Origin of the sequence: Streptomyces sp. NPDC058671, from assembly GCF_042716475.1 — a bacterium.
Classification (GTDB): domain Bacteria; phylum Actinomycetota; class Actinomycetes; order Streptomycetales; family Streptomycetaceae; genus Streptomyces.
The window spans coordinates 69,444-87,304 of sequence record NZ_JBHXSA010000015.1; the positions used below are offsets into that span (position 1 = coordinate 69,444).

Below are 17,861 nucleotides of genomic sequence, written 5' to 3' on the forward strand. Positions count from 1 at the left end.
GCGTACGCGACGGAGGGCAGCCGATCAGGAAGGACGGGTGCCCACCGCCAGGGCCACCGCCAGGTCCCGCAGGTCGTCGGCGCGCAGGACCCGGCCGTTCGAACCCGGCAGAGGCACATGCAGCGTGGACGTCCAACGGCGGGGAATCGCGGCGGCACCGTGCACAGCGCCCGCGAGCATGCCGGTCACCGCAGCCACGGTGTCGGTGTCCCCGCCCAGGTCGACCGCCGCGACAAGGGCCTCCTCGAAGGAGCCGGTCGTGCGCAGCGCCCACACGGCCGAGCCCAGGCAGGGCCAGACCGCGCCGTTGAACTCGGTGGCGTGGTCCGGGTGCCAGCCGGGGGCGAGGGCCGTCGCCCAGCGCTCCCGGTGCGCCGGAGCGACCCGGGCGAGGGACGCGGGCACGGCGGCCACCGGGTCCTCGCCGAGGAGGGCGACACGGATCAGCTCGTGGAGGATGGCCGTCCCTTCCCAGGCCGCGGCGTCACCATGGGTCAGGGCGCTGATCCGGCGGGCGGCGTCCATCGTCGCGGTCCTACCCCGCGCCGCGAAGTTCACGGCGGAGGTGGAGGCCCGCATCAGCGACCCGTTGCCTGCGGCGCGCGCGTTGATCTGGAAGTGCAGCGCGGCCGCCATGTCCCAGGGGTCTCCGCCGAGCAGGACCTGTTCCGTCTGCAGGCCGATGTCCTTCGGCTCGGCCGCCGCCCAGCGGCGGAACCGGTCGAAGAGGTCCCGCAGGTCGAGACCGCCCCGTTCGAGCAGCGAGTCCCCGACGAGGACGGCCATCTGCGTATCGTCCGTGGCCTCGCCGGGATCCCAGCCGCCACCCCCGCACATCGTGCCGACGCCGTCCGGGAAGCGTTCCCGGAAGGCACCGGGAAGCCCGAACTCGAAGGGAGCGCCCAGGGCGTCACCCGCGGCTGAGCCGAGGACGACGCCCGTCACCCGATCGATTTCCCGCACGCGGTCAGCGTAGAGCGGGTTCCTCCGCCCGGTCGACGGCCCGGGACGCCCAGACCGACCGGATCGCCAGGAACAGGGGCAGGCCGACGGGGGAGAGGAGGATCGCCAGGAGGAGGAGCGGGGCCATCAGGAGGGGTGGGACCGAGAGACGTCGGCCTTCGCGGTACATCCACTGGCCCAGCAACAGGTCCCAGGCGATGATCTGCGCCCAGATCGTCCCGGCACCGTTCGCGAGCGCCGCCAGCTCCCGGAAGGTGTCGATGTCGGGGCTGCTGACCGCCGTCCACAACTCGGAGATGCACGTCCAGCGCCTCCGCCTGATCCGGGCGCTCCTCGATGTGGGCGGCCTGTCGGTCGCGGGCATCCGCGAGGTGATCGTCGCGGTCGACGACCCGGAGCGGTCGGTGCACAAGGTGTTGGGCGCGGCGGCCGACCGGATGGTGCCGCGCTACGAGCGCGAGCCGGGCGGCGGAGTCGAGGAGGCGCGCGAGCAGGTCGCGGCCCTGATCGCCGCGCGGGGCTGGCGGGTCCACCCGGAGAGCCCGGCGTCGGAGGCCCTCGCCGTGGCCCTGGCGGTTCTCGGTGAGGTCGGCCACGGCACGTTCGCCGAGGTCCTTGACGTGTACGCGGACGCGGCGGAGCGGGTGGCGGTGACGGACCTGGAGTACGTGGCGCACCGTGTGGCACGCGAAGAACTCGTGGAGAGCGTCGTCGTCGGCACGGTCATCGGCGACGTGATCTTCTCGGCTCTGCGGCGCATGGCCCAGATCGACGCGTCGGACCGCGTCTTCGGTGGGGCGACGTAGGCCCGCGGAAAGGGGCTTCGGTGGCGCGACGTCGTCCCTCGGACCGTGTCTTCGACGGCACGGCACCGTCACATGGGCCGCGATGTCCCCGGCGCGACGTGCGGCCCTCCGGATCGCTGTGCCTGCGCCGCGAGGTGGCGAGGGCCGGGGCCGGGTCGGGCGGGGAACGGGAGTGGGGCCGGGGCCACCTCGGCCCCGGCCCCACTCCCGATCCCCTCGGCCACTTCCCCTGAGGTCACTTCTCCCAGGTCACTTCACCCGGGTCTCTTCCCCCGAGGTCACGCCCCCCCGGCTCAGCTCTCCTGCTCGCGCTCCACCTGGTCGTTCCACTCGCGCTTGATCGCGCGCCACGCCTCGTCCGACTTGCCCAGGCGCCAGTAGCCCGAGATCGAAAGCCGCTCGCGCGGAACCCCGCGGTCGAGACGCAGGTGGCGGCGGAGCTCCTTCACGAAGCCCGCCTCGCCGTGGACGAAGGCATGCACGTCGCCCGCCGGGAAGTCCAGGGCCTGCACCGCCTCCACGAGGGCCTCGCCCGTCCGGCGGTCGCCCCGGTGCAGCCACGTCACGTCGACCCCCGCGGCCGTCGCGAACTTCTGCTCCTCGGCCGCGCCCGCGATCTCCACGAAGGCGTGCACCCGCGCCCCGGCGGGCAGCGCCTCCAGGGCCACCGCGATGGCCGGCAGCGCGCTCTCGTCGCCCACGAGCAGGTGCCAGTCCGCAGCCGGGTCCGGCGTGTAGCCGCCGCCGGGCCCCAGGAAGCGCACCGTCTCGCCCGCCGTCGCCCGCGCCGCCCAGGGGCCCGCGAGGCCTTCGTCGCCGTGGACGACGAAGTCGACGGTCAGCTCGCGGTGGACCGGGTCCCAGGCCCGTACCGTGTACGTCCGCGTCGTCGGCCACTGGTCGCGGGGGAACTCCGCCCGGATCCGCTCCATGTCGAAGGGCTCCGGGTAGGCGACCCCCTCCGGGGCGAACAGCAGCTTCACGTAGTGGTCGGTGTACTCGCCGACCTCGAAGCCGTCGAGGCCGGAGCCTCCCAGGACCACCCGCACCATGTGCGGGGTGATCCGCTCGGTACGGACCACACGCGCTTCGGTGGCCTTGGGTGTCTTGCGGGCCGGCTGCTCTGCCACGAGGGGCTCTCCTGACTCGACGTGCTCGACGTCCTTGGGTCTCGACGTCCTCGGGTCTCGACGTCCCCGGTGGGCTCGACGTGCGTCGACGGACGCGAAGCACTCGAAGGACACGAGGTATGCGGGGTACACGGTTACTTAGGTATGCCTAAGCTAGCATCCCGACGCCCGGTCACCCAGTACGCCCGCTCCCTCCGCTCAGCGCTCCAGGACCGGCAGCAGCCGTCCGACCGCGCCGCCGAGGCCCCAGCGCTTCACGAGGGCGTCGAGCGCCGCCGGGTCGCGGGGGGCCGTCGGCAGGGCCGGGTCGAAGTCCGGCAGGGGCGCGTCCCCGGCGACCCGTACCACCGTCGGCGCCACGTCCAGGTACGCGGCCGCCTCCACGATCCCGCGCCGCTTCGCCGGGGTCAGCTTGGACGTCCGGTCCTCCGCCGCCGCCCGCACGCCCGCCAGATCGCCGTACTCCGTGATCAGCTGCGCCGCCGTCTTCTCGCCGATGCCCTTCACCCCGGGCAGCCCGTCACTGGCGTCCCCGCGCAGCGCCGCGAAGTCCGCGTACTGGTCGGGGCGCACCCCGTACCTGGTACGGATCAGTGCCGCGTCCACCAGGTCGCAGTCCCCGACACCCTTGCGCGGGTACAGCACCCGTACGCCCCGCGCGTCGTCCACCAGCTGGAACAGGTCCCGGTCGCCCGTCACGATGTCCACCGGGCCCCCGGCGCGTGCCGTCAGCGTCCCGATCACGTCGTCCGCCTCGTACCCCGCCGCTCCCACCCGGGCGATGCCGAGCGCCCCGAGGACCTCCTCGATCACCGGCACCTGCGGCGACAGCGTGTCCGGGATCTCCTCCTCGTCCGGGCCGCTCTCCGTCAACACGGCCACCCGGTGCGCCTTGTACGAGGGGATCAGGTCCACCCGCCACTGCGGCCGCCAGTCGTCGTCCCAACAGGCCACGAGGTCGTCCGGACGGTGGTCCTGGACGAGTCGGGTGATGAAGTCGAGCAGCCCGCGCACGGCGTTCACCGGGGAGCCGTCGGGGGCACGGACGGAGTCCGGTACGCCGAAGTAGGCGCGGAAGTAGAGGCTTGCGGTGTCGAGAAGCATCAGGCGTCGGGTCACCCCCATCATTTTAGGGCTCGGTCGTCTCCGGGGTGCTGGCGCCGGGCTCGCACGCCCGACCGCGTTCACACCCGAAACCTGCCCGCGGCCTTAGCCCCACCCGCGTGACCCCCGTCACCTTTGCGTTTGCACCCTGTGAAGCCGGGCATGCGCGAGCCCGGAGCGGAGCCCGGTACGGGATCGAAGGATGAGGAATCCCCTGTACGCGACGGGTCCGCGGGCCGATCCCGCCCGCTCCACGGCCCGGCCGCGCGGGGGTGGCGGGCCGTTTCTCGTTGCTATCCGTGAGGTGTATGTGTCCAGGCTCCAGGCCGACCACCTGTTCAAGGTGTTCGGCAGACGACCCGACGAAGCCGTCCGCAGGCTCGTCGACGGTGCCGACCGCGAGGAGCTGCGCGCCGAGGGGACGACAGCAGCCGTCGTGGACGCCGGTTTCACCGTCGACCCCGGTCAGATCTTCGTCGTGATGGGGCTCTCGGGGTCCGGCAAGTCCACCCTCCTGCGCATGCTCAACGGCCTGCTCGAACCGACGGCGGGACGGGTCCTCTTCGACGGCCGTGACCTCACCGCGCTCTCCCCCCGCGAACTGCGCACCGTCCGTTCGACCAAGATCAGCATGGTCTTCCAGCACTTCGCGCTCTTCCCGCACCGGAACGTCCTGGAGAACGCCGCCTACGGCCTGGAGGTCCAGGGCGTCCCCCGCGCCGAGCGGGAGACCCGGGCCACCGAGGCCCTCGAACTGTGCGGACTCGCCGGCTGGGAGAAGTCCTGGCCCGACGAGCTCTCCGGCGGCATGCAGCAGCGGGTCGGTCTGGCCCGCGCCCTCGCCACCGACGCCGACCTGCTCCTCATGGACGAGTCCTTCAGCGCGCTCGACCCGCTCATCCGCCGCGACATGCAGGACCAGCTCCTCGTCCTCCAGCAGCGGCTGAAGAAGACGATCGTCTTCATCACCCACGACCTCAACGAGGCCATGCGCCTCGGCGACCGGATCGCGGTCATGCGGGACGGCAGGATCGTGCAGCTCGGCACCGCCGAGGACATCCTCGTCCGGCCGGCCGACGACTACGTCGCCTCCTTCATCCAGGACGTCGACCGCTCCCGGGTGCTCACCGCCGCCGCCGTCATGACCGACGGGGCCGTCCCCGCCGACTGCCCCGCCGACTGCACCTGTCAGGCCGTCGGACCGGACACGCTCGTCGCCGACCTGTGCGCCGTCGCCGCCCGTGCCCCGCACCCCGTGACCGTGGAGGACTCCGACGGCAGCGTCCTCGGAGTCGTACGGCAGGAACGGCTCCTCGCCGCCATGGGCGGTCTCACCGGCGGGGCGGTGACCGCTCGTGCCTAGGCTTCCCCTCGGCCAGTGGGTCGACAGTTCCGTCGACTGGCTCCAGGCCCGGTTCTCGTGGCTCTTCGACGCCGTCAGCACCGGCGTCACCGGCCTCTACGACGGCATCGACGCCGTCCTGTCCGCGCCCCATCCGCTGCTCTTCGCCGGCATCCTCGCCGTCGTCGCCTGGTGGCTGCGCGGCTTCGCCGCCGGCGTCCTCGCCTTCGCCGGATTCGCGCTCGTCGACTCGGTCCAGCTCTGGGACGAGGCCATGGCGACGCTCTCGCTCGTCCTCGTCGCCACCCTGGTGACCCTGGTGATCGCCGTACCGCTCGGCATCCGGGCGGCGCGCTCGAAGACCGTCAGCGCCGTCCTGCAGCCGGTCCTCGACTTCATGCAGACCATGCCGGCGATGGTCTACCTCATCCCCGGCATCATCTTCTTCGGCGTCGGCGTGGTCCCCGGCATCATCGCCACCATCGTCTTCGCGCTGCCCCCGGGCGTCCGCATGACCGAGCTGGGCATCCGTCAGGTGGACGGCGAACTCGTCGAGGCGGCCGAGGCCTTCGGCACCACCCCGCGCAACACGCTGCTGCGCGTCCAGCTGCCCCTCGCCCTGCCGACGATCATGGCCGGCGTCAACCAGGTCATCATGCTGGGCCTGTCCATGGTCGTCATCGCCGGCATGGTCGGCGGCGGCGGGCTCGGCGGCGCGGTCTACCGGGCCATCGGCAACGTCGACATCGGCCTCGGCTTCGAGGCGGGGGTCTCCATCGTCGTCCTCGCCATGTACCTGGACCGGATGACCGGCGCCCTCGGCCGCCAGGTCTCCCCGCTGGGCCGCCGCGCCGCCGCCAAGGCCCGCGCGGCGCTGAGCGCGAAGCGGCCCGGCGCGAAGCTCTGGGCGCACCGTCCGCAGCCCGTCACCGCTCTCGTCGGTGTCGTCGTCCTCGCCCTCGTCGCCGGCGGTACGGGCCTCTTCGGCGGCTCCGGTGCCACGTCCACCGCAGCCTCGGGCCCGGACGGCGGCAACGGCAAGAAGATCAGCATCGGCTACATCCCGTGGGACGAGGGCATCGCCTCCACGTACCTCTGGAAGGAACTCCTGGAGCGCCGGGGCTACGAGGTCGACACCAAGCAGCTGGAGGCCGGCGCCCTCTACACGGGCCTGGCCGGCGGGCAGCTCGACTTCCAGACGGACGCCTGGCTCCCCGTCACCCACGCCCAGTACTGGGAGAAGTACCGGAACAAGCTGGAGGACCTCGGTTCCTGGTACGGCCCCACCTCCCTGGAGCTCTCCGTCCCCTCCTACGTGAAGGGCGTCGACTCCCTCGACGACCTCAAGGGCAAGGCGGGACAGTTCAAGGGCCGGATCGTCGGCATCGAGCCCAGCGCCGGAATGATGGGCATCCTCAAGGACAAGGTGCTGAAGGAGTACGGCCTCGAGGGTGAGTACGAGGTCGTCGACGGCTCCACGCCCGGCATGCTCGCCGAGCTGAAGCGCGCGTACGAGCGCAAGGAACCCGTCGTCGTCACCCTCTGGTCGCCCCACTGGGCCTACTCGGCCCACGACCTGAAGAAGCTCGCCGACCCCAAGGGCTCCTGGGGCAAGGGCGACGGCGTCCACACCCTCGCCCGTAAGGGATTCACCGGGGACAACCCCGAGGTCGCGGCCTGGCTGAAGGACTTCGCGCTGACCGAGAAGCAGCTCACGGACCTGGAGGCCGTCATCCAGGAGACCGGCAAGGGCAAGGAACAGCAGGCCGTCCGCGACTGGCTGGACCGCGACCCCGGCCTCGCCGAGAAGCTCGCCCCGCGGTAGCTCTTCCAGGGGACAGCCGAGCGCTGTCCGGAAAGGGGTGGTCGCCGAACGTGTTCGGCGACCACCCCTTTTCGTCACGACGCGAAACCCCGCCCCAAAGCTGCGTAAGGTTCAGGTAACCGCCCGGTACGGGACGCGCGAGGCACGAGGGAGGGAGCCGACATGGACGAGAAGGAATCAGCCCGCGTTGGCGCGGCCGTCAAGAGACGACGCAGAGCGCTCCAGCTCACCCTGGCCGTCGTGTCCTCCCGCAGCGGTCTCTCCGTGCCCTTCCTCAGCCAGGTCGAGAACGACCGGGCCCGCCCCAGCAACCGTTCCCTGGAGCTCGTCGCCGAGGCCCTGGAGACGACCGCGGGTGAACTCCTGGCCGCCGCCGAGGCCTCCCGCACCGTCGACGTCGTCCGGTCGGACGACCACTCCCCGGTCCTGCCCGCGGGCGTCCGGGCGCTCGTCCGCGGCCGCCACCAGCTGCACGCCCTGGAGTTCACCGGCGAGCAGGACGCGGGGCGCGAGTTCCAGCACCGCAACGACGAGCTGCTGTACGTGGCCGACGGTGCCGCGGAGGTCGAGGCCGAGGGTCGCGCGTACCGGCTGGGCCGGGGCGACACGCTCTACCTCTCCGGCGGGGTCCGCCACCGCTGGCGCGCCACCGAACCCGGCACGCGCCTGCTCGTCGTCGCCGTCGCCGACCACGTCGAGGCCGAGGTCGAATGAGGGTCCCGGGGCGATGAGGGCCGGTCGGGCCACGGTGGCGGGACACCGGCGATGACGGGGGCCGGTCGCGGCGCGGTGGCGGGGCACCCGCGATGACCGGGGCCGGTAGCGGCGCGGTGGCGGGGCACCCGCGAATGAGAGTCGTCTCCCTCGTCCCTTCCCTCACCGAGGCCGTCGCCGTCAGCGCGCCCGGGGTCCTCGTCGGCGCCACCGACTGGTGCACTCACCCCGCGGGCCTCGACGTCGTACGGATCGGCGGCACCAAGAACCCCGACGTCCCCGCGATCACCGCCCTCCGTCCCGACCTCGTCCTCGCCAACGAGGAGGAGAACCGGCCCCCCGACCTCGCCGCCCTGCGCACCGCGGGACTCGACGTCCTCGTCACCGAGATCCGCACCCTCGACCAGGCCCTGCGGGAGCTGGAGCGGGTACTCGCCGCGTGCGGCGTCGACCGGCGGCCCCGCTGGCTCGACGAGGCGGAGGCGGCGTGGGAGGCGGTGGCCCCGGACGTGACCGCCGCGGGACCGCTCACCGCCGTCGTGCCGATCTGGCGCCGCCCCTGGATGGTCCTCGGCCGCGACACCTTCGCCGGCGACCTGCTCGCCCGCCTCGGGGTGCGCAACCTGTACGCCGAGCACCCGGAGCGCTACCCGCGCCTGCCGCTCGATACCCTCCGCGCCGCCGCGCCCGATCTGGTCGTGCTGCCCGACGAGCCGTACCGCTTCACGCGCGACGACGGCCCCGAGGCCTTCCCCGGGACCGCGTCCGCCCTCGTCGACGGACGACTCCTCACCTGGTACGGGCCCTCCCTCACCGAGGCGCCGGGGGCGCTGGCGCGGGCCCTGCGAGCAGCGCGCCGCTGACGAGTCCGCGCACGGTGTGCCGCCCGGCCACCAGCCAGGCCGTGACGAGGAACGCGTACAGGCCGACCGCGAGCCAGCGGAACACGGCGAGACCGGTGTGCTGGGCGAGCCCCCCGGCGCCCGTCACGCAGGTGCCGACCGGGAAGGTGAACGCCCAGAAGGTCATCGCGAAGCCCATGCCCTGGCGGCGCGCCCGCAGCACCATCGCGCCGGCGAGGGCCAGCCACAGGAGGGCGAAGCCCATGACGGGCACCCCGTAGAGGACGGCGAAGGCGGTGAAGCCCTGCGCGTACGGGTCGGGCAGGACGCCCGGGGCGATGTCGGCGAACGTGTTCGCGGCGGTCGTCGACTGGCCGAGCGGACCGAGGACGAGGAAGAGGGTGGGGGTGAGTGCCGACGGCGGCGGCCCGCCGGTCACGAGCCTGCCGAACACCAGCGGCAGCATGACCAGGGTCGCGAGCAGACTCACGCCGAACATGGCCCAGCAGACGACGAGGAGCGTCTCCCGCGCCTGCCCCGCGGGCAGATGGGGCACGAGCAGCGGGCCTAGGGCGGCCGAGACCATCGGGGCGACGACGGGCAGCAGCCACACCGGTGACGCGGTCTCGATCCGGTGGTGCACCACCATGAGGTACGGGACGGCCACCGCCGCCGCGAGACCGATGACCGTACCGACGGTGAACAGGACGGTGTCGAGCGCCACGGCCGCCGGGAGTCCGATCCAGTCCCGGCCCACGATCACCGCCCCGCCGCCGACGGCGAGCAGCGCCATCGAGACACAGCCGTAGAACGGCGCCACGGCGGGGTCCAGGAGGTGGGCGCGGGCCTGGTCGCGGTGGCGGATCCAGTGCACCGCGCGGGCGGCGACCAGGACGAGCAGCATCGCGAGCGACAGCGTCCACACCGCCGCGCAGACCGTACGGAGACCGGGGACGCTCACCGGGAGGCCGGCGCCGGCGTTGGCCACGACGGCCGTCCCCATCACGGAGGCGTACCAGTGGGGTCCGAGGTGACGGACGGTACGGGCGCGGGGGCCGGCCGACCGGGCGCCGGGGGTGGTGACGCGGAAGGCCGGACGGAGAGGTGCGAGGCTTGCCATGGCTCCACCGTCCCCGGACTCCTCGGCCCCCACCAGGGATCATGTGGCTATGACGTCATAAGCTGGCTTTATGAGCGAGCGCAGGCGGGGCGGCGAGACGCACGGCGGTGACGCGCGCGGGAGCGAGGCGCGCGGGGGTGACGCGCGCGGGAGCGAGGCGCGCGGGGGTGACGCGCGCGGCGGTGACACGTACGGCGGTGACGCCTACGGGGGCGGGGTCCGGGCCCAGCTCCACCACCGGGTCCCGGACCTCGGCGCGCTCGAACTGCTTCTCGCCGTCGCCCGGCACGGCAGCCTCGGCGCAGCCGCCCGCGAGGTCGGCATCACCCAGCCCGCCGCCAGCAGCCGCGTCCGCTCGATGGAACGGCAGCTGGGCGTGGCCCTGGTCGACCGTTCGCCGCGCGGCTCACGGCTCACCGACGCGGGCGCGCTCGTCACCGACTGGGCGCGGCGGATCGTGGAGGCGGCGGAGGCCTTCGACGCGGGCGCCCAGGCCCTGCGCGGGAGACGGGACTCGCGGCTGCGGGTGGCCGCGTCCATGACGATCGCCGAGTACCTGCTGCCGGGCTGGCTGATCGCGCTGCGCGCCGACCGCCCCGACACGGCGGTGTCGCTCCAGGCCGGGAACTCGGCCGTGGTCGCGGAACGGCTCCTCGCGAACGAGGCGGACATCGGTTTCGTGGAGGGGCTCGCCGTGCCGGACGGCCTCGACGGCGTGGTCGTCGCCCATGACCGGCTCGCGGTCGTCGCCGCCCCCTCACACCCGTGGGCGCGCCGCCGCGGCCCGCTGGACCCGGCGGAACTGGCGTCGACCCCGCTGGTCCTGCGGGAGCGCGGCTCCGGCACCCGGCAGGTCCTGGACGCGGCGCTGTCCGACCACGGCGGCCTCGCGCAGCCGCTCCTCGAACTCGCCTCCACGACCGCGGTGAAGGCGGCCGCCGTCACCGGAGCCGGACCGGCCGTCCTCAGCGAACTGGCGATCGCCGAGGAGCTGGCCTCCCGCCGACTGGTCGCCATCCCCGTCCGTGGCGTTCAACTGCGCCGCGATCTCCGAGCCGTCTGGCCCACCGGCCACCGCCCCACCGGCCCGGCCCGCGACCTGCTGTCGCTGACGCGGGGCTGAACGGCTGTCCGGAGAAGTCCCGCCCGGCGGGCGCACGCCCCCTGTCAGACCCGTCCCATGGCCGCCTCCACCAGCCCCCTCATCACCCGTCGGTCCTCGCCCAGCTCCGGGTGCCACTGGACACCGAGGGCCCAGGCGGGATCGGCCAGTTCCACGGCCTCCACCGTGCCGTCCTCCGCGTGCGCCGAGGGCGCCAGGCCCGTGCCCAGGCGGTCCACGGCCTGGTGGTGGTAGGTCGGGACCTCGGCGAGTTCGGGGACGAGGGAGGCGTACCGGCTGCCCGGCACCGGCTTCACCGCGTGCCGGCCGATCACCCCGACGGCCTCCACGTGCCCGTCCAGGTGCTGGACCAGCGTCCCGCCCAGGGCCACGTTCAGGAGCTGCATGCCCCGGCAGATGCCGAGCAGCGGCGTCCCGGAGGCCAGGGCCGCGTCGATCAGGGCCAGCTCCCAGGAGTCCCGCTCCCGGGCCGGCGGGCCGGTGCGGGGGTCGCGCTCAGCCCCGTACCGTACGGGCTCGACGTCCGCCCCGCCCGCGACGACCAGTCCGTCGAGCCGGGCCACGACCGCCGCCGCGGCGGCCGGCCCGTCCGGCGGCAGCATCACCGCGAGCCCGCCGCTCTCCTGGACCAGCCGTGGGTACGGGGCGGGGAGCAGGGCGGCCCGCATGTCCCACACGCCCCAACGAGCCTGGTCGAGGTAGGTGGTCACGCCGATGAGCGGCTTGGACACGGGAGTTCCTCCAGACGGGACGGGAGAGACGGGAGAGCCGGGCGGGACGGGCCGTCAGTCGCGTGCGAGGTCGGCCTCGGCCGCGGCGAGCGCCGCGAACTCCTCCTCGGGCGCCCCGGCCACCAGACGGTGCCGACTGTAGAACGCGAAGTAGGCGAGGGCGATCACGTACACCCCGAGCGCCATGAACGCCGCCGTCCGGTCCACCAGGAAGGTCGCGACCAGGGCCGCCAGGGCCAGGACGAAGGCCACGGAGGAGGTCACTGTCCCGCCGGGCGTGCGGTAGGGCCGGTGAAGTCCTGGTTCGCGGCGCCGCAGCACGATGTGGGAGAGCGCCATCAGGGCGTACGAGATGGTGGCGCCGAAGACGGCGATGTTGAGCATCCGGGCCCCGTTCCCGGTCCCGGCGGCGAGGGCGAAGCCGATCGCGCCCGGGATGAGCAGCCCCAGGTAGGGCGACTTTCGGCGGCTGGTCAGGGAGAGGAAGCGGGGCAGGTAGCCGGCCCGGGAGAGGGCGAAGAGCTGGCGCGATCCGGCGTAGATGAGGGAGAAGAAGGAGGCGACGAGGCCCGCGAGGCCCGCGTAGTTCACGAACCGGCTGAGCCCCGTCGGCTCCCCCCTGCCCTGGAGCGCCGTGACCAGCGGGTTGCCGTCCGTCTGGATGATCGCCGAGCCGCGCGCGCCGGTGGCGGCGAGGAAGGTCACGACGGCGAGGAGGACCAGGATGCCCAGGGAGATCGCGAGCGCCTTCGGCATCGACCGCACCGGGTCCTTCGCCTCCTCGGCGGCGAGCGGCACGCCCTCCACGCCGAGGAAGAACCACATGCCGAAGGGGAACGCGGCCCAGATCCCGAGCAGGCCGAACGGCAGCCAGGAGGTGGACCCGAAGGCCTCCCCGTCGACCGGGATGTCGTTCAGTCCGCCGACGTGGAAGTCGGTGAACGCGCCGAACGCGAAGACGACCAGCGCCGCGACGGCGATCGCCGTCACGATCAGGCTGAAGCGCAGCGCCTCGCCCACCCCCCACAGGTGGATGCCGATGAAGAGCGCGAAGCAGACCAGGTAGACCGGCCAGCCGGAGGTCAGGCCGAAGAGACCGAGGGACTCGACGTAGTCGCCGATGAAGATGCAGATCGCGGCGGGGGCCAGGATGTACTCGATGAGGATCGCGGTACCGGTGAGGAATCCGCCCCAGGTGCCGAGGGCCCGGCGGGCGAAGCCGTAGCCGCCGCCCGCCGTGGGCAGGATGGCGGAGAGTTCGGCGAGCGCGAAGACCAGACAGGCGTACATGGCGCCCATGAGGACCATGGCGACGGCGAGTCCGCCGAAGCCGCCCTTCGACAGGCCGGTGTTCCAGCCCGCGAAGTCGCCGGAGACGACGTACGCGACGCCTAGGCCGGTGAGCAGCAGCCAGCCGGCGCTGCCGCGGCGCAGCGCCCGGCGTTCGAGATAGTCGTCCTTCGGTGGGACGGCGGTCCCGGGCGGCGCGCCTCCGGGCTTGTCCCCGGACGCGCTCCCGGTCGTGTCTTCGAGCGTCATGGCAGCGTCAGCTCCCCGCAACGGACCCAATGGATTGGAGCCATACCTTTGCGGTGGTCGACGGGGGAGCGCAACCCCTCTGCGCGACTTTCGGGTCACGCGGGGAGGGCCTGCTCCCGGGCGGGGAGGGGGGCGGTGGCGTGCGCGGGACGAACCTGCTCCTCACGCCGGGGCGGGGGCGGCTCCTCGCGGGGGAAGGGCATGCTCCTCGCGCCGGGCGGGGGCGGCCCCTCGGGCGGGGAGGCGCGGCGCCCTCACGTCAGGAACCCCCGCAGCAGCGCCGCCGTCCCCGCGCAGTGCTCCCGCATCACCTCCCTCGCCGCGTCCGCGTCCCCGTCGAGGACCGCTTCCACGAGCGCGGTGTGCTGGTGCTGGGAGTGCTCCAGATTGCGTACGAGCAGGGGGATGCAGTCCAGGAGGTCGTTCACCGTGGCCCGGACGGCCGCGTACTGGGCCGTCAGCGTCGGCGAGCCGGAGAGCTCGGCGAGCGTGAGGTGGAGCAGGGTGTCCTGGCGGCGGTAGTCCGCCAGGGGCGCGTCGTGCGTGGCCGCCACCGCGGCCCGCAGCCGGTCGGCGCCCGCCGCGTCCAGACCGTGGGCCGCGCAGAGTCCCGCGGCCCCCACCTCGAGCACCTCCCGGAAGCGCAGGGTGTCCTCCATGTCGACCGTGGCGATCCGGCGGCGCAGCTCGTCCTCGTCGCCGGTCTGGACCCGGGGCAGCACGAACGTTCCGCCGTACCGGCCGCGCCGGCTCTCCACCAGCCCCTGCTCCTGGAGGACCTTCAGGACCTCGCGCAGGGTGACCCGGCTGATCCCCATCCGGTCGGCCAGCTCCCGCTCGGCGGGCAGCCGCTCACCGCCCGGCACGAGCCCGAGCCGTACCACCTGGAGGATCTGTTCCAGGGCCTCCTCGAAGCCGTTGCCCGCCCGCACCGGGCGCAGCACGGGCGTCAGCCGGTCCGCCGATTCACTCGTACTGGCCACGTCGTCGTTTCCCCTTCTCGAGACCTTCCCAAGTAAAGGTCTTCCGCAATACCTTATGACTTCCGGCAGGCCGAAGGAGGAGCATTCCCGTGGCAGACCGCAAACCCCCGCTCACCGTCGAGGAGCTCCGTGCCCTCGTCGCGAGCGGCGAGATCGACACCGTCGTCCTGGCCTTCCCCGACATGCAGGGGCGGCTCCAGGGCAAGCGGTTCGCCGCCCCGTTCTTCCTGGACGAGGTACTCGGCCACGGCTCCGAGGGCTGCAACTATCTTCTGGCCGTCGACCCCGAGATGAACACCGTCGAGGGCTACGAGATGTCCTCCTGGGAGCGCGGCTACGGCGACTTCGCCATGCACCCCGACCTCACCACCCTGCGCCGGCTCCCCTGGAACGAGGCCACCGCCGCGGTGACGGCGGACCTCGCCTGGGGAGACGGCACCCCGGTCGTCGCGGCACCCCGTCAGATCCTCCGCCGCCAGCTGGAGCGCCTCGCGGAGCACGGCCTCACGGCCCACGTCGGCACCGAACTCGAGTTCATCGTCTTCAAGGACAGCTACGAGCATGCCTGGGACGCGAACTACCGCGGGCTCACCCCCGTCAACCAGTACAACATCGACTACTCCGTCCTCGGCACCGGCCGCGTCGAACCGCTCCTGCGCCGCATCCGCAACGAGATGACCGGCGCCGGGCTCACCGTCGAGTCCGCCAAGGGCGAGTGCAACCCCGGCCAGCACGAGATCGTCTTCAGGTACGACGAGGCCCTCGTCACTTGCGACCAGCACGCCGTCTACAAGACGGGCGCCAAGGAGATCGCCGCGCAGGAGGGCTACTCGCTCACCTTCATGGCGAAGTACGACGAACGCGAGGGCAACTCCTGCCACATCCACCTCTCGCTCCAGGACGGAGAGGGGACGAACGTGATGCCTGGGGACGACGAGCACGGGATGTCCGCGACCATGCGGCACTTCCTCGCCGGGCAGCTGTCCGCCCTGCGCGACTTCTCCCTCCTCTACGCCCCAAACATCAACTCCTACAAGCGGTTCCAGCCCGGTTCCTTCGCACCGACCGCCGTCGCCTGGGGACACGACAACCGCACGTGCTCGCTCCGGGTCGTCGGCCACGGCCGCTCCACCCGATTCGAGAACCGCCTCCCCGGCGGAGACGTCAACCCCTACCTCGCCGTCGCCGCCATGGTCGCGGCCGGACTGCACGGCGTCGAACAGCAGCTCGAACTGCCGCCGCCCTGCGCCGGAAACGCCTACACCGCCGAGTACGCGCACGTGCCCACCACCCTGCGCGAGGCCGCCGAACTCTGGGAGACCAGCGAGATCGCCAAGGCCGCCTTCGGCACCGAGGTCGTCGCCCACTACCGCAACATGGCCCGCGTCGAGCAGGAGGCCTTCGACGCCGCGGTGACCGACTGGGAACTGCGCCGCTCCTTCGAACGCCTGTAACGAAAGCGCCTGCCACAGAAGAGAGAAGAGAGTTGCTCCAGGTACTGAACCCGGCGACCGAGGAGCTGGTCGCCACCGTCCCCGCCGCCACCCCCGCCGACGTCGACGCCGCCGTCGCGCGGGCCGCCACCGCCCAGCGCGGCTGGGCCGCCGCCGCGCCCGCCGACCGGGCCCGGCTGCTCCGCCGCTTCGCCGCCGTCGTCGACGAGCACGTCGAGGAACTCGCCCGCCTGGAGGTCACCGAGGCCGGCCACACCCTCGGCAACGCCCGCTGGGAGGCCGGCAACGTCCGCGACCTCCTCGACTTCGCCGCCGGGGGAGTGGAGCGCCTCAACGGGCGGCAGATCCCGGTCGCCGGCGGCCTGGACATCACGATCCTCGAACCGCTCGGGGTCGTCGGCGTCATCGCCCCCTGGAACTTCCCCATGCCGATCGCCGCCTGGGCCACCGCACCCGCCCTCGCCGCAGGCAACGCCGTCATCCTCAAGCCCGCCGAGACCACTCCGCTCACCGCGCTCCGCCTCGCCGAACTGGCCCTGGCGGCGGGACTGCCCGAACACCTCTTCCAGGTCCTGCCCGGCACCGGCCCGGTCGCGGGGAACGCCCTCGTCGAACACCCCGACGTCGCCAAGATCGTCTTCACCGGCTCCACCCGGGTCGGAAAGTCGATCATGGCCACGTGCGCCGCCCAGGTGAAGCGGATCACCCTCGAACTCGGCGGCAAGAGCCCCAACATCGTCTTCGCCGACGCGGACCTGGAGGCCGCGGCGGCGGCCACGCCGATGTCCTTCCTCGACAACAGCGGCCAGGACTGCTGCGCCCGCACCCGCATCCTCGTCGAGCGGAGCGCGTACGACCGCTTCCTGGCGCTCCTCACCCCCGCGATCGAGGAGATCGTCGTCGGCGACCCCCTCGACGAGCGCACCCAGATGGGCCCGCTCATCTCCCGCGCCCAGCTCGACCGCGTCCGCTCCTACGCCACCGACGGACTCGACGGCATCCGGGGCAAGGCACCCGAGGGCCCCGGCTTCTGGTTCCCGCCGACCGTCCTCACCGGCGTACCCGAGGACGCTCCCTGCGCCGTCGAGGAGATCTTCGGCCCGGTAGCCGTCGTCCTCCCCTTCGACGACGAAGCCGACGCGATCCGCCTCGCCAACGCCACGGAGTACGGCCTGTCCGGCTCCATCTGGACCCGGGACGTCGGCCGCGCCCTGCGCACCTCCCGCGCCGTCCGGGCCGGCAACCTCTCCGTCAACTCCCACTCCAGCGTCCGCTACTGGACCCCGTTCGGCGGCTACCGACAGTCCGGCCTCGGCCGCGAACTGGGCCCCGACGCCCTGACCGCCTTCACCGAGACCAAGAACGTCTTCATCAGCACGGAGGGCCCCGCACTGTGAGCAACGAGTTCATCTGCCGCCGCCTGGTCGGCCGCACCGCCGTCATCACCGGGGCCGGCAGCGGCATCGGCCTGGCCACCGCCCGCCGCCTCGCGTCCGAAGGCGCGAACGTCGTCTGCGGCGACATCGACGAGAAGGCCGGCAAGGCCGCCGCCGAGGAGGTCGGCGGCACCTTCGTGAAGGTCGACGTCACCGACCCGGAGGAGGTCGAGGCGCTGTTCAGGACCGCCTTCGACACCTACGGCTCCGTCGACATCGCCTTCAACAACGCCGGTATCTCCCCGCCCGACGACGACTCCATCCTGGAGACCGGCCTGGAGGCCTGGAAGCGCGTCCAGGACGTCAACCTCACCTCCGTCTACCTCTGCTGCAAGGCCGCGCTGCCCTACATGCGCCGCCAGGGCAGGGGCTCCATCATCAACACCGCGTCCTTCGTGGCCATCATGGGCGCGGCCACCAGCCAGATCTCCTACACCGCCTCCAAGGGCGGCGTCCTCGCCATGTCCCGCGAACTCGGCGTCCAGTTCGCCCGCGAGGGCATCCGCGTCAACGCCCTCTGCCCCGGGCCGGTCAACACCCCGCTCCTCCAGGAGCTGTTCGCCAAGGACCCCGAGCGGGCCGCCCGCCGGCTCGTCCACATCCCGGTCGGCCGCTTCGCCGAGGCCGACGAGATCGCCGCCGCCGTCGCCTTCCTCGCGAGCGACGACTCCTCGTTCGTCAACGCCAGCGACTTCCTGGTCGACGGAGGCATCGCGGGCGCGTACGTGACACCGATCTGACCCGGCGCA

16 protein-coding genes and 1 pseudogene are annotated in these 17,861 nt (G+C 72.8%); 9 read left to right on the plus strand and 8 right to left on the minus strand.

The window, feature by feature from the left end; all coding sequences use genetic code 11:
• Window positions 1-24: 24 nt before the first annotated feature.
• Both ACFWV2_RS19900 and ACFWV2_RS19905 read right to left on the minus strand, forming a co-directional pair.
• Window positions 25-963, minus strand: coding sequence for an ADP-ribosylglycohydrolase family protein (locus ACFWV2_RS19900; protein WP_384406308.1), 939 nt, complete (start codon window positions 961-963; stop codon window positions 25-27).
• 4 nt (window positions 964-967) lie between these two features.
• Window positions 968-1,255: pseudogene (locus ACFWV2_RS19905) on the minus strand (abscisic acid-deficient protein Aba4 family protein); the annotation flags it as partial.
• On the opposite strand from ACFWV2_RS19905, the gene ACFWV2_RS19910 reads away from it, so the two are divergent.
• Entirely contained in the window at window positions 1,224-1,769 is a 546-nt protein-coding gene (locus ACFWV2_RS19910; protein WP_384406309.1) for a MerR family transcriptional regulator, read from the plus strand. The pseudogene ACFWV2_RS19905 and the gene ACFWV2_RS19910 sit on opposite strands and share 32 nt — an antisense overlap.
• A 293-nt stretch (window positions 1,770-2,062) precedes the next feature.
• On the opposite strand, the gene ACFWV2_RS19915 is transcribed toward ACFWV2_RS19910, so the two are convergent.
• Together ACFWV2_RS19915 and ACFWV2_RS19920 are read right to left on the minus strand one after the other, a co-directional pair.
• Window positions 2,063-2,899, minus strand: a complete 837-nt coding sequence (locus ACFWV2_RS19915) for a siderophore-interacting protein (protein ID WP_384406310.1) — start codon at window positions 2,897-2,899, stop codon at window positions 2,063-2,065.
• A 198-nt stretch (window positions 2,900-3,097) separates the two neighbouring features.
• A complete protein-coding gene (locus tag ACFWV2_RS19920) occupies window positions 3,098-4,003 on the minus strand; it encodes a 5'-3' exonuclease H3TH domain-containing protein (RefSeq protein WP_384406407.1) in 906 nt (301 codons plus the stop codon).
• 310 nt (window positions 4,004-4,313) lie between these two features.
• On the opposite strand from ACFWV2_RS19920, the gene ACFWV2_RS19925 reads away from it, so the two are divergent.
• The 4 genes from ACFWV2_RS19925 to ACFWV2_RS19940 all read left to right on the plus strand — a co-directional run bounded on the left by ACFWV2_RS19925 (window position 4,314) and on the right by ACFWV2_RS19940 (window position 8,747).
• The gene (locus tag ACFWV2_RS19925) at window positions 4,314-5,366 is read left to right on the plus strand and encodes a glycine betaine/L-proline ABC transporter ATP-binding protein (protein WP_384406311.1); all 1,053 of its coding nucleotides are present in this window, start codon (window positions 4,314-4,316) and stop codon (window positions 5,364-5,366) included.
• Window positions 5,359-7,170, plus strand: coding sequence for an ABC transporter permease/substrate binding protein (locus ACFWV2_RS19930; protein ID WP_384406312.1), 1,812 nt, complete (start codon window positions 5,359-5,361; stop codon window positions 7,168-7,170). Before ACFWV2_RS19925 ends, ACFWV2_RS19930 begins: the two co-directional genes overlap by 8 nt.
• Window positions 7,171-7,332: 162 nt before the next feature.
• A complete protein-coding gene (locus tag ACFWV2_RS19935) occupies window positions 7,333-7,884 on the plus strand; it encodes an XRE family transcriptional regulator (protein ID WP_360792418.1) in 552 nt (183 codons plus the stop codon).
• A 134-nt stretch (window positions 7,885-8,018) separates the two neighbouring features.
• Window positions 8,019-8,747 carry a helical backbone metal receptor gene (locus ACFWV2_RS19940; protein ID WP_384406313.1) on the plus strand — a complete coding sequence of 243 codons (729 nt, stop codon included), beginning with the start codon at window positions 8,019-8,021 and terminating at the stop codon, window positions 8,745-8,747.
• On the opposite strand, the gene ACFWV2_RS19945 is transcribed toward ACFWV2_RS19940, so the two are convergent.
• Entirely contained in the window at window positions 8,695-9,846 is a 1,152-nt protein-coding gene (locus ACFWV2_RS19945) for a TDT family transporter (protein WP_384406314.1), read from the minus strand. The two genes, ACFWV2_RS19940 and ACFWV2_RS19945, sit on opposite strands and share 53 nt — an antisense overlap.
• 70 nt (window positions 9,847-9,916) lie before the next feature.
• On the opposite strand from ACFWV2_RS19945, the gene ACFWV2_RS19950 reads away from it, so the two are divergent.
• Window positions 9,917-10,969 (plus strand): LysR family transcriptional regulator, encoded by a 1,053-nt coding sequence (locus ACFWV2_RS19950; RefSeq protein ID WP_384406315.1) that lies wholly within the window; start codon window positions 9,917-9,919, stop codon window positions 10,967-10,969.
• 44 nt (window positions 10,970-11,013) lie between these two features.
• Here the strand turns inward: ACFWV2_RS19950 and ACFWV2_RS19955 are convergent, their stop codons facing one another.
• The 3 genes from ACFWV2_RS19955 to ACFWV2_RS19965 all read right to left on the minus strand — a co-directional run bounded on the left by ACFWV2_RS19955 (window position 11,014) and on the right by ACFWV2_RS19965 (window position 14,222).
• A complete protein-coding gene (locus ACFWV2_RS19955) occupies window positions 11,014-11,700 on the minus strand; it encodes a gamma-glutamyl-gamma-aminobutyrate hydrolase family protein (protein WP_384406316.1) in 687 nt (228 codons plus the stop codon).
• A 54-nt stretch (window positions 11,701-11,754) separates the two neighbouring features.
• On the minus strand, window positions 11,755-13,239 hold the full coding sequence (eat, locus tag ACFWV2_RS19960) for an ethanolamine permease (protein ID WP_384406317.1): 1,485 nt from the start codon (window positions 13,237-13,239) through the stop codon (window positions 11,755-11,757).
• Window positions 13,240-13,493: 254 nt separating this feature from the next.
• Entirely contained in the window at window positions 13,494-14,222 is a 729-nt protein-coding gene (locus tag ACFWV2_RS19965; RefSeq protein ID WP_384406318.1) for a FadR/GntR family transcriptional regulator, read from the minus strand.
• A gap of 89 nt (window positions 14,223-14,311) precedes the next feature.
• Between ACFWV2_RS19965 and ACFWV2_RS19970 the strand changes: the two genes are divergently transcribed.
• Genes ACFWV2_RS19970 through ACFWV2_RS19980 form a run of 3 tightly spaced genes read left to right on the plus strand, consistent with a single transcriptional unit; the run spans window position 14,312 to window position 17,852 of the window.
• Entirely contained in the window at window positions 14,312-15,676 is a 1,365-nt protein-coding gene (locus tag ACFWV2_RS19970; protein ID WP_384406319.1) for a glutamine synthetase family protein, read from the plus strand.
• Between the two features lie 32 nt (window positions 15,677-15,708).
• Complete coding sequence (locus ACFWV2_RS19975) at window positions 15,709-17,073, plus strand: aldehyde dehydrogenase family protein (RefSeq protein WP_384406320.1); 1,365 nt, start codon at window positions 15,709-15,711, stop codon at window positions 17,071-17,073.
• Entirely contained in the window at window positions 17,070-17,852 is a 783-nt protein-coding gene (locus ACFWV2_RS19980) for a 3-oxoacyl-ACP reductase (RefSeq protein ID WP_384406321.1), read from the plus strand. The genes ACFWV2_RS19975 and ACFWV2_RS19980 overlap by 4 nt, the downstream gene beginning before the upstream one ends.
• Window positions 17,853-17,861 lie beyond the last annotated feature (9 nt).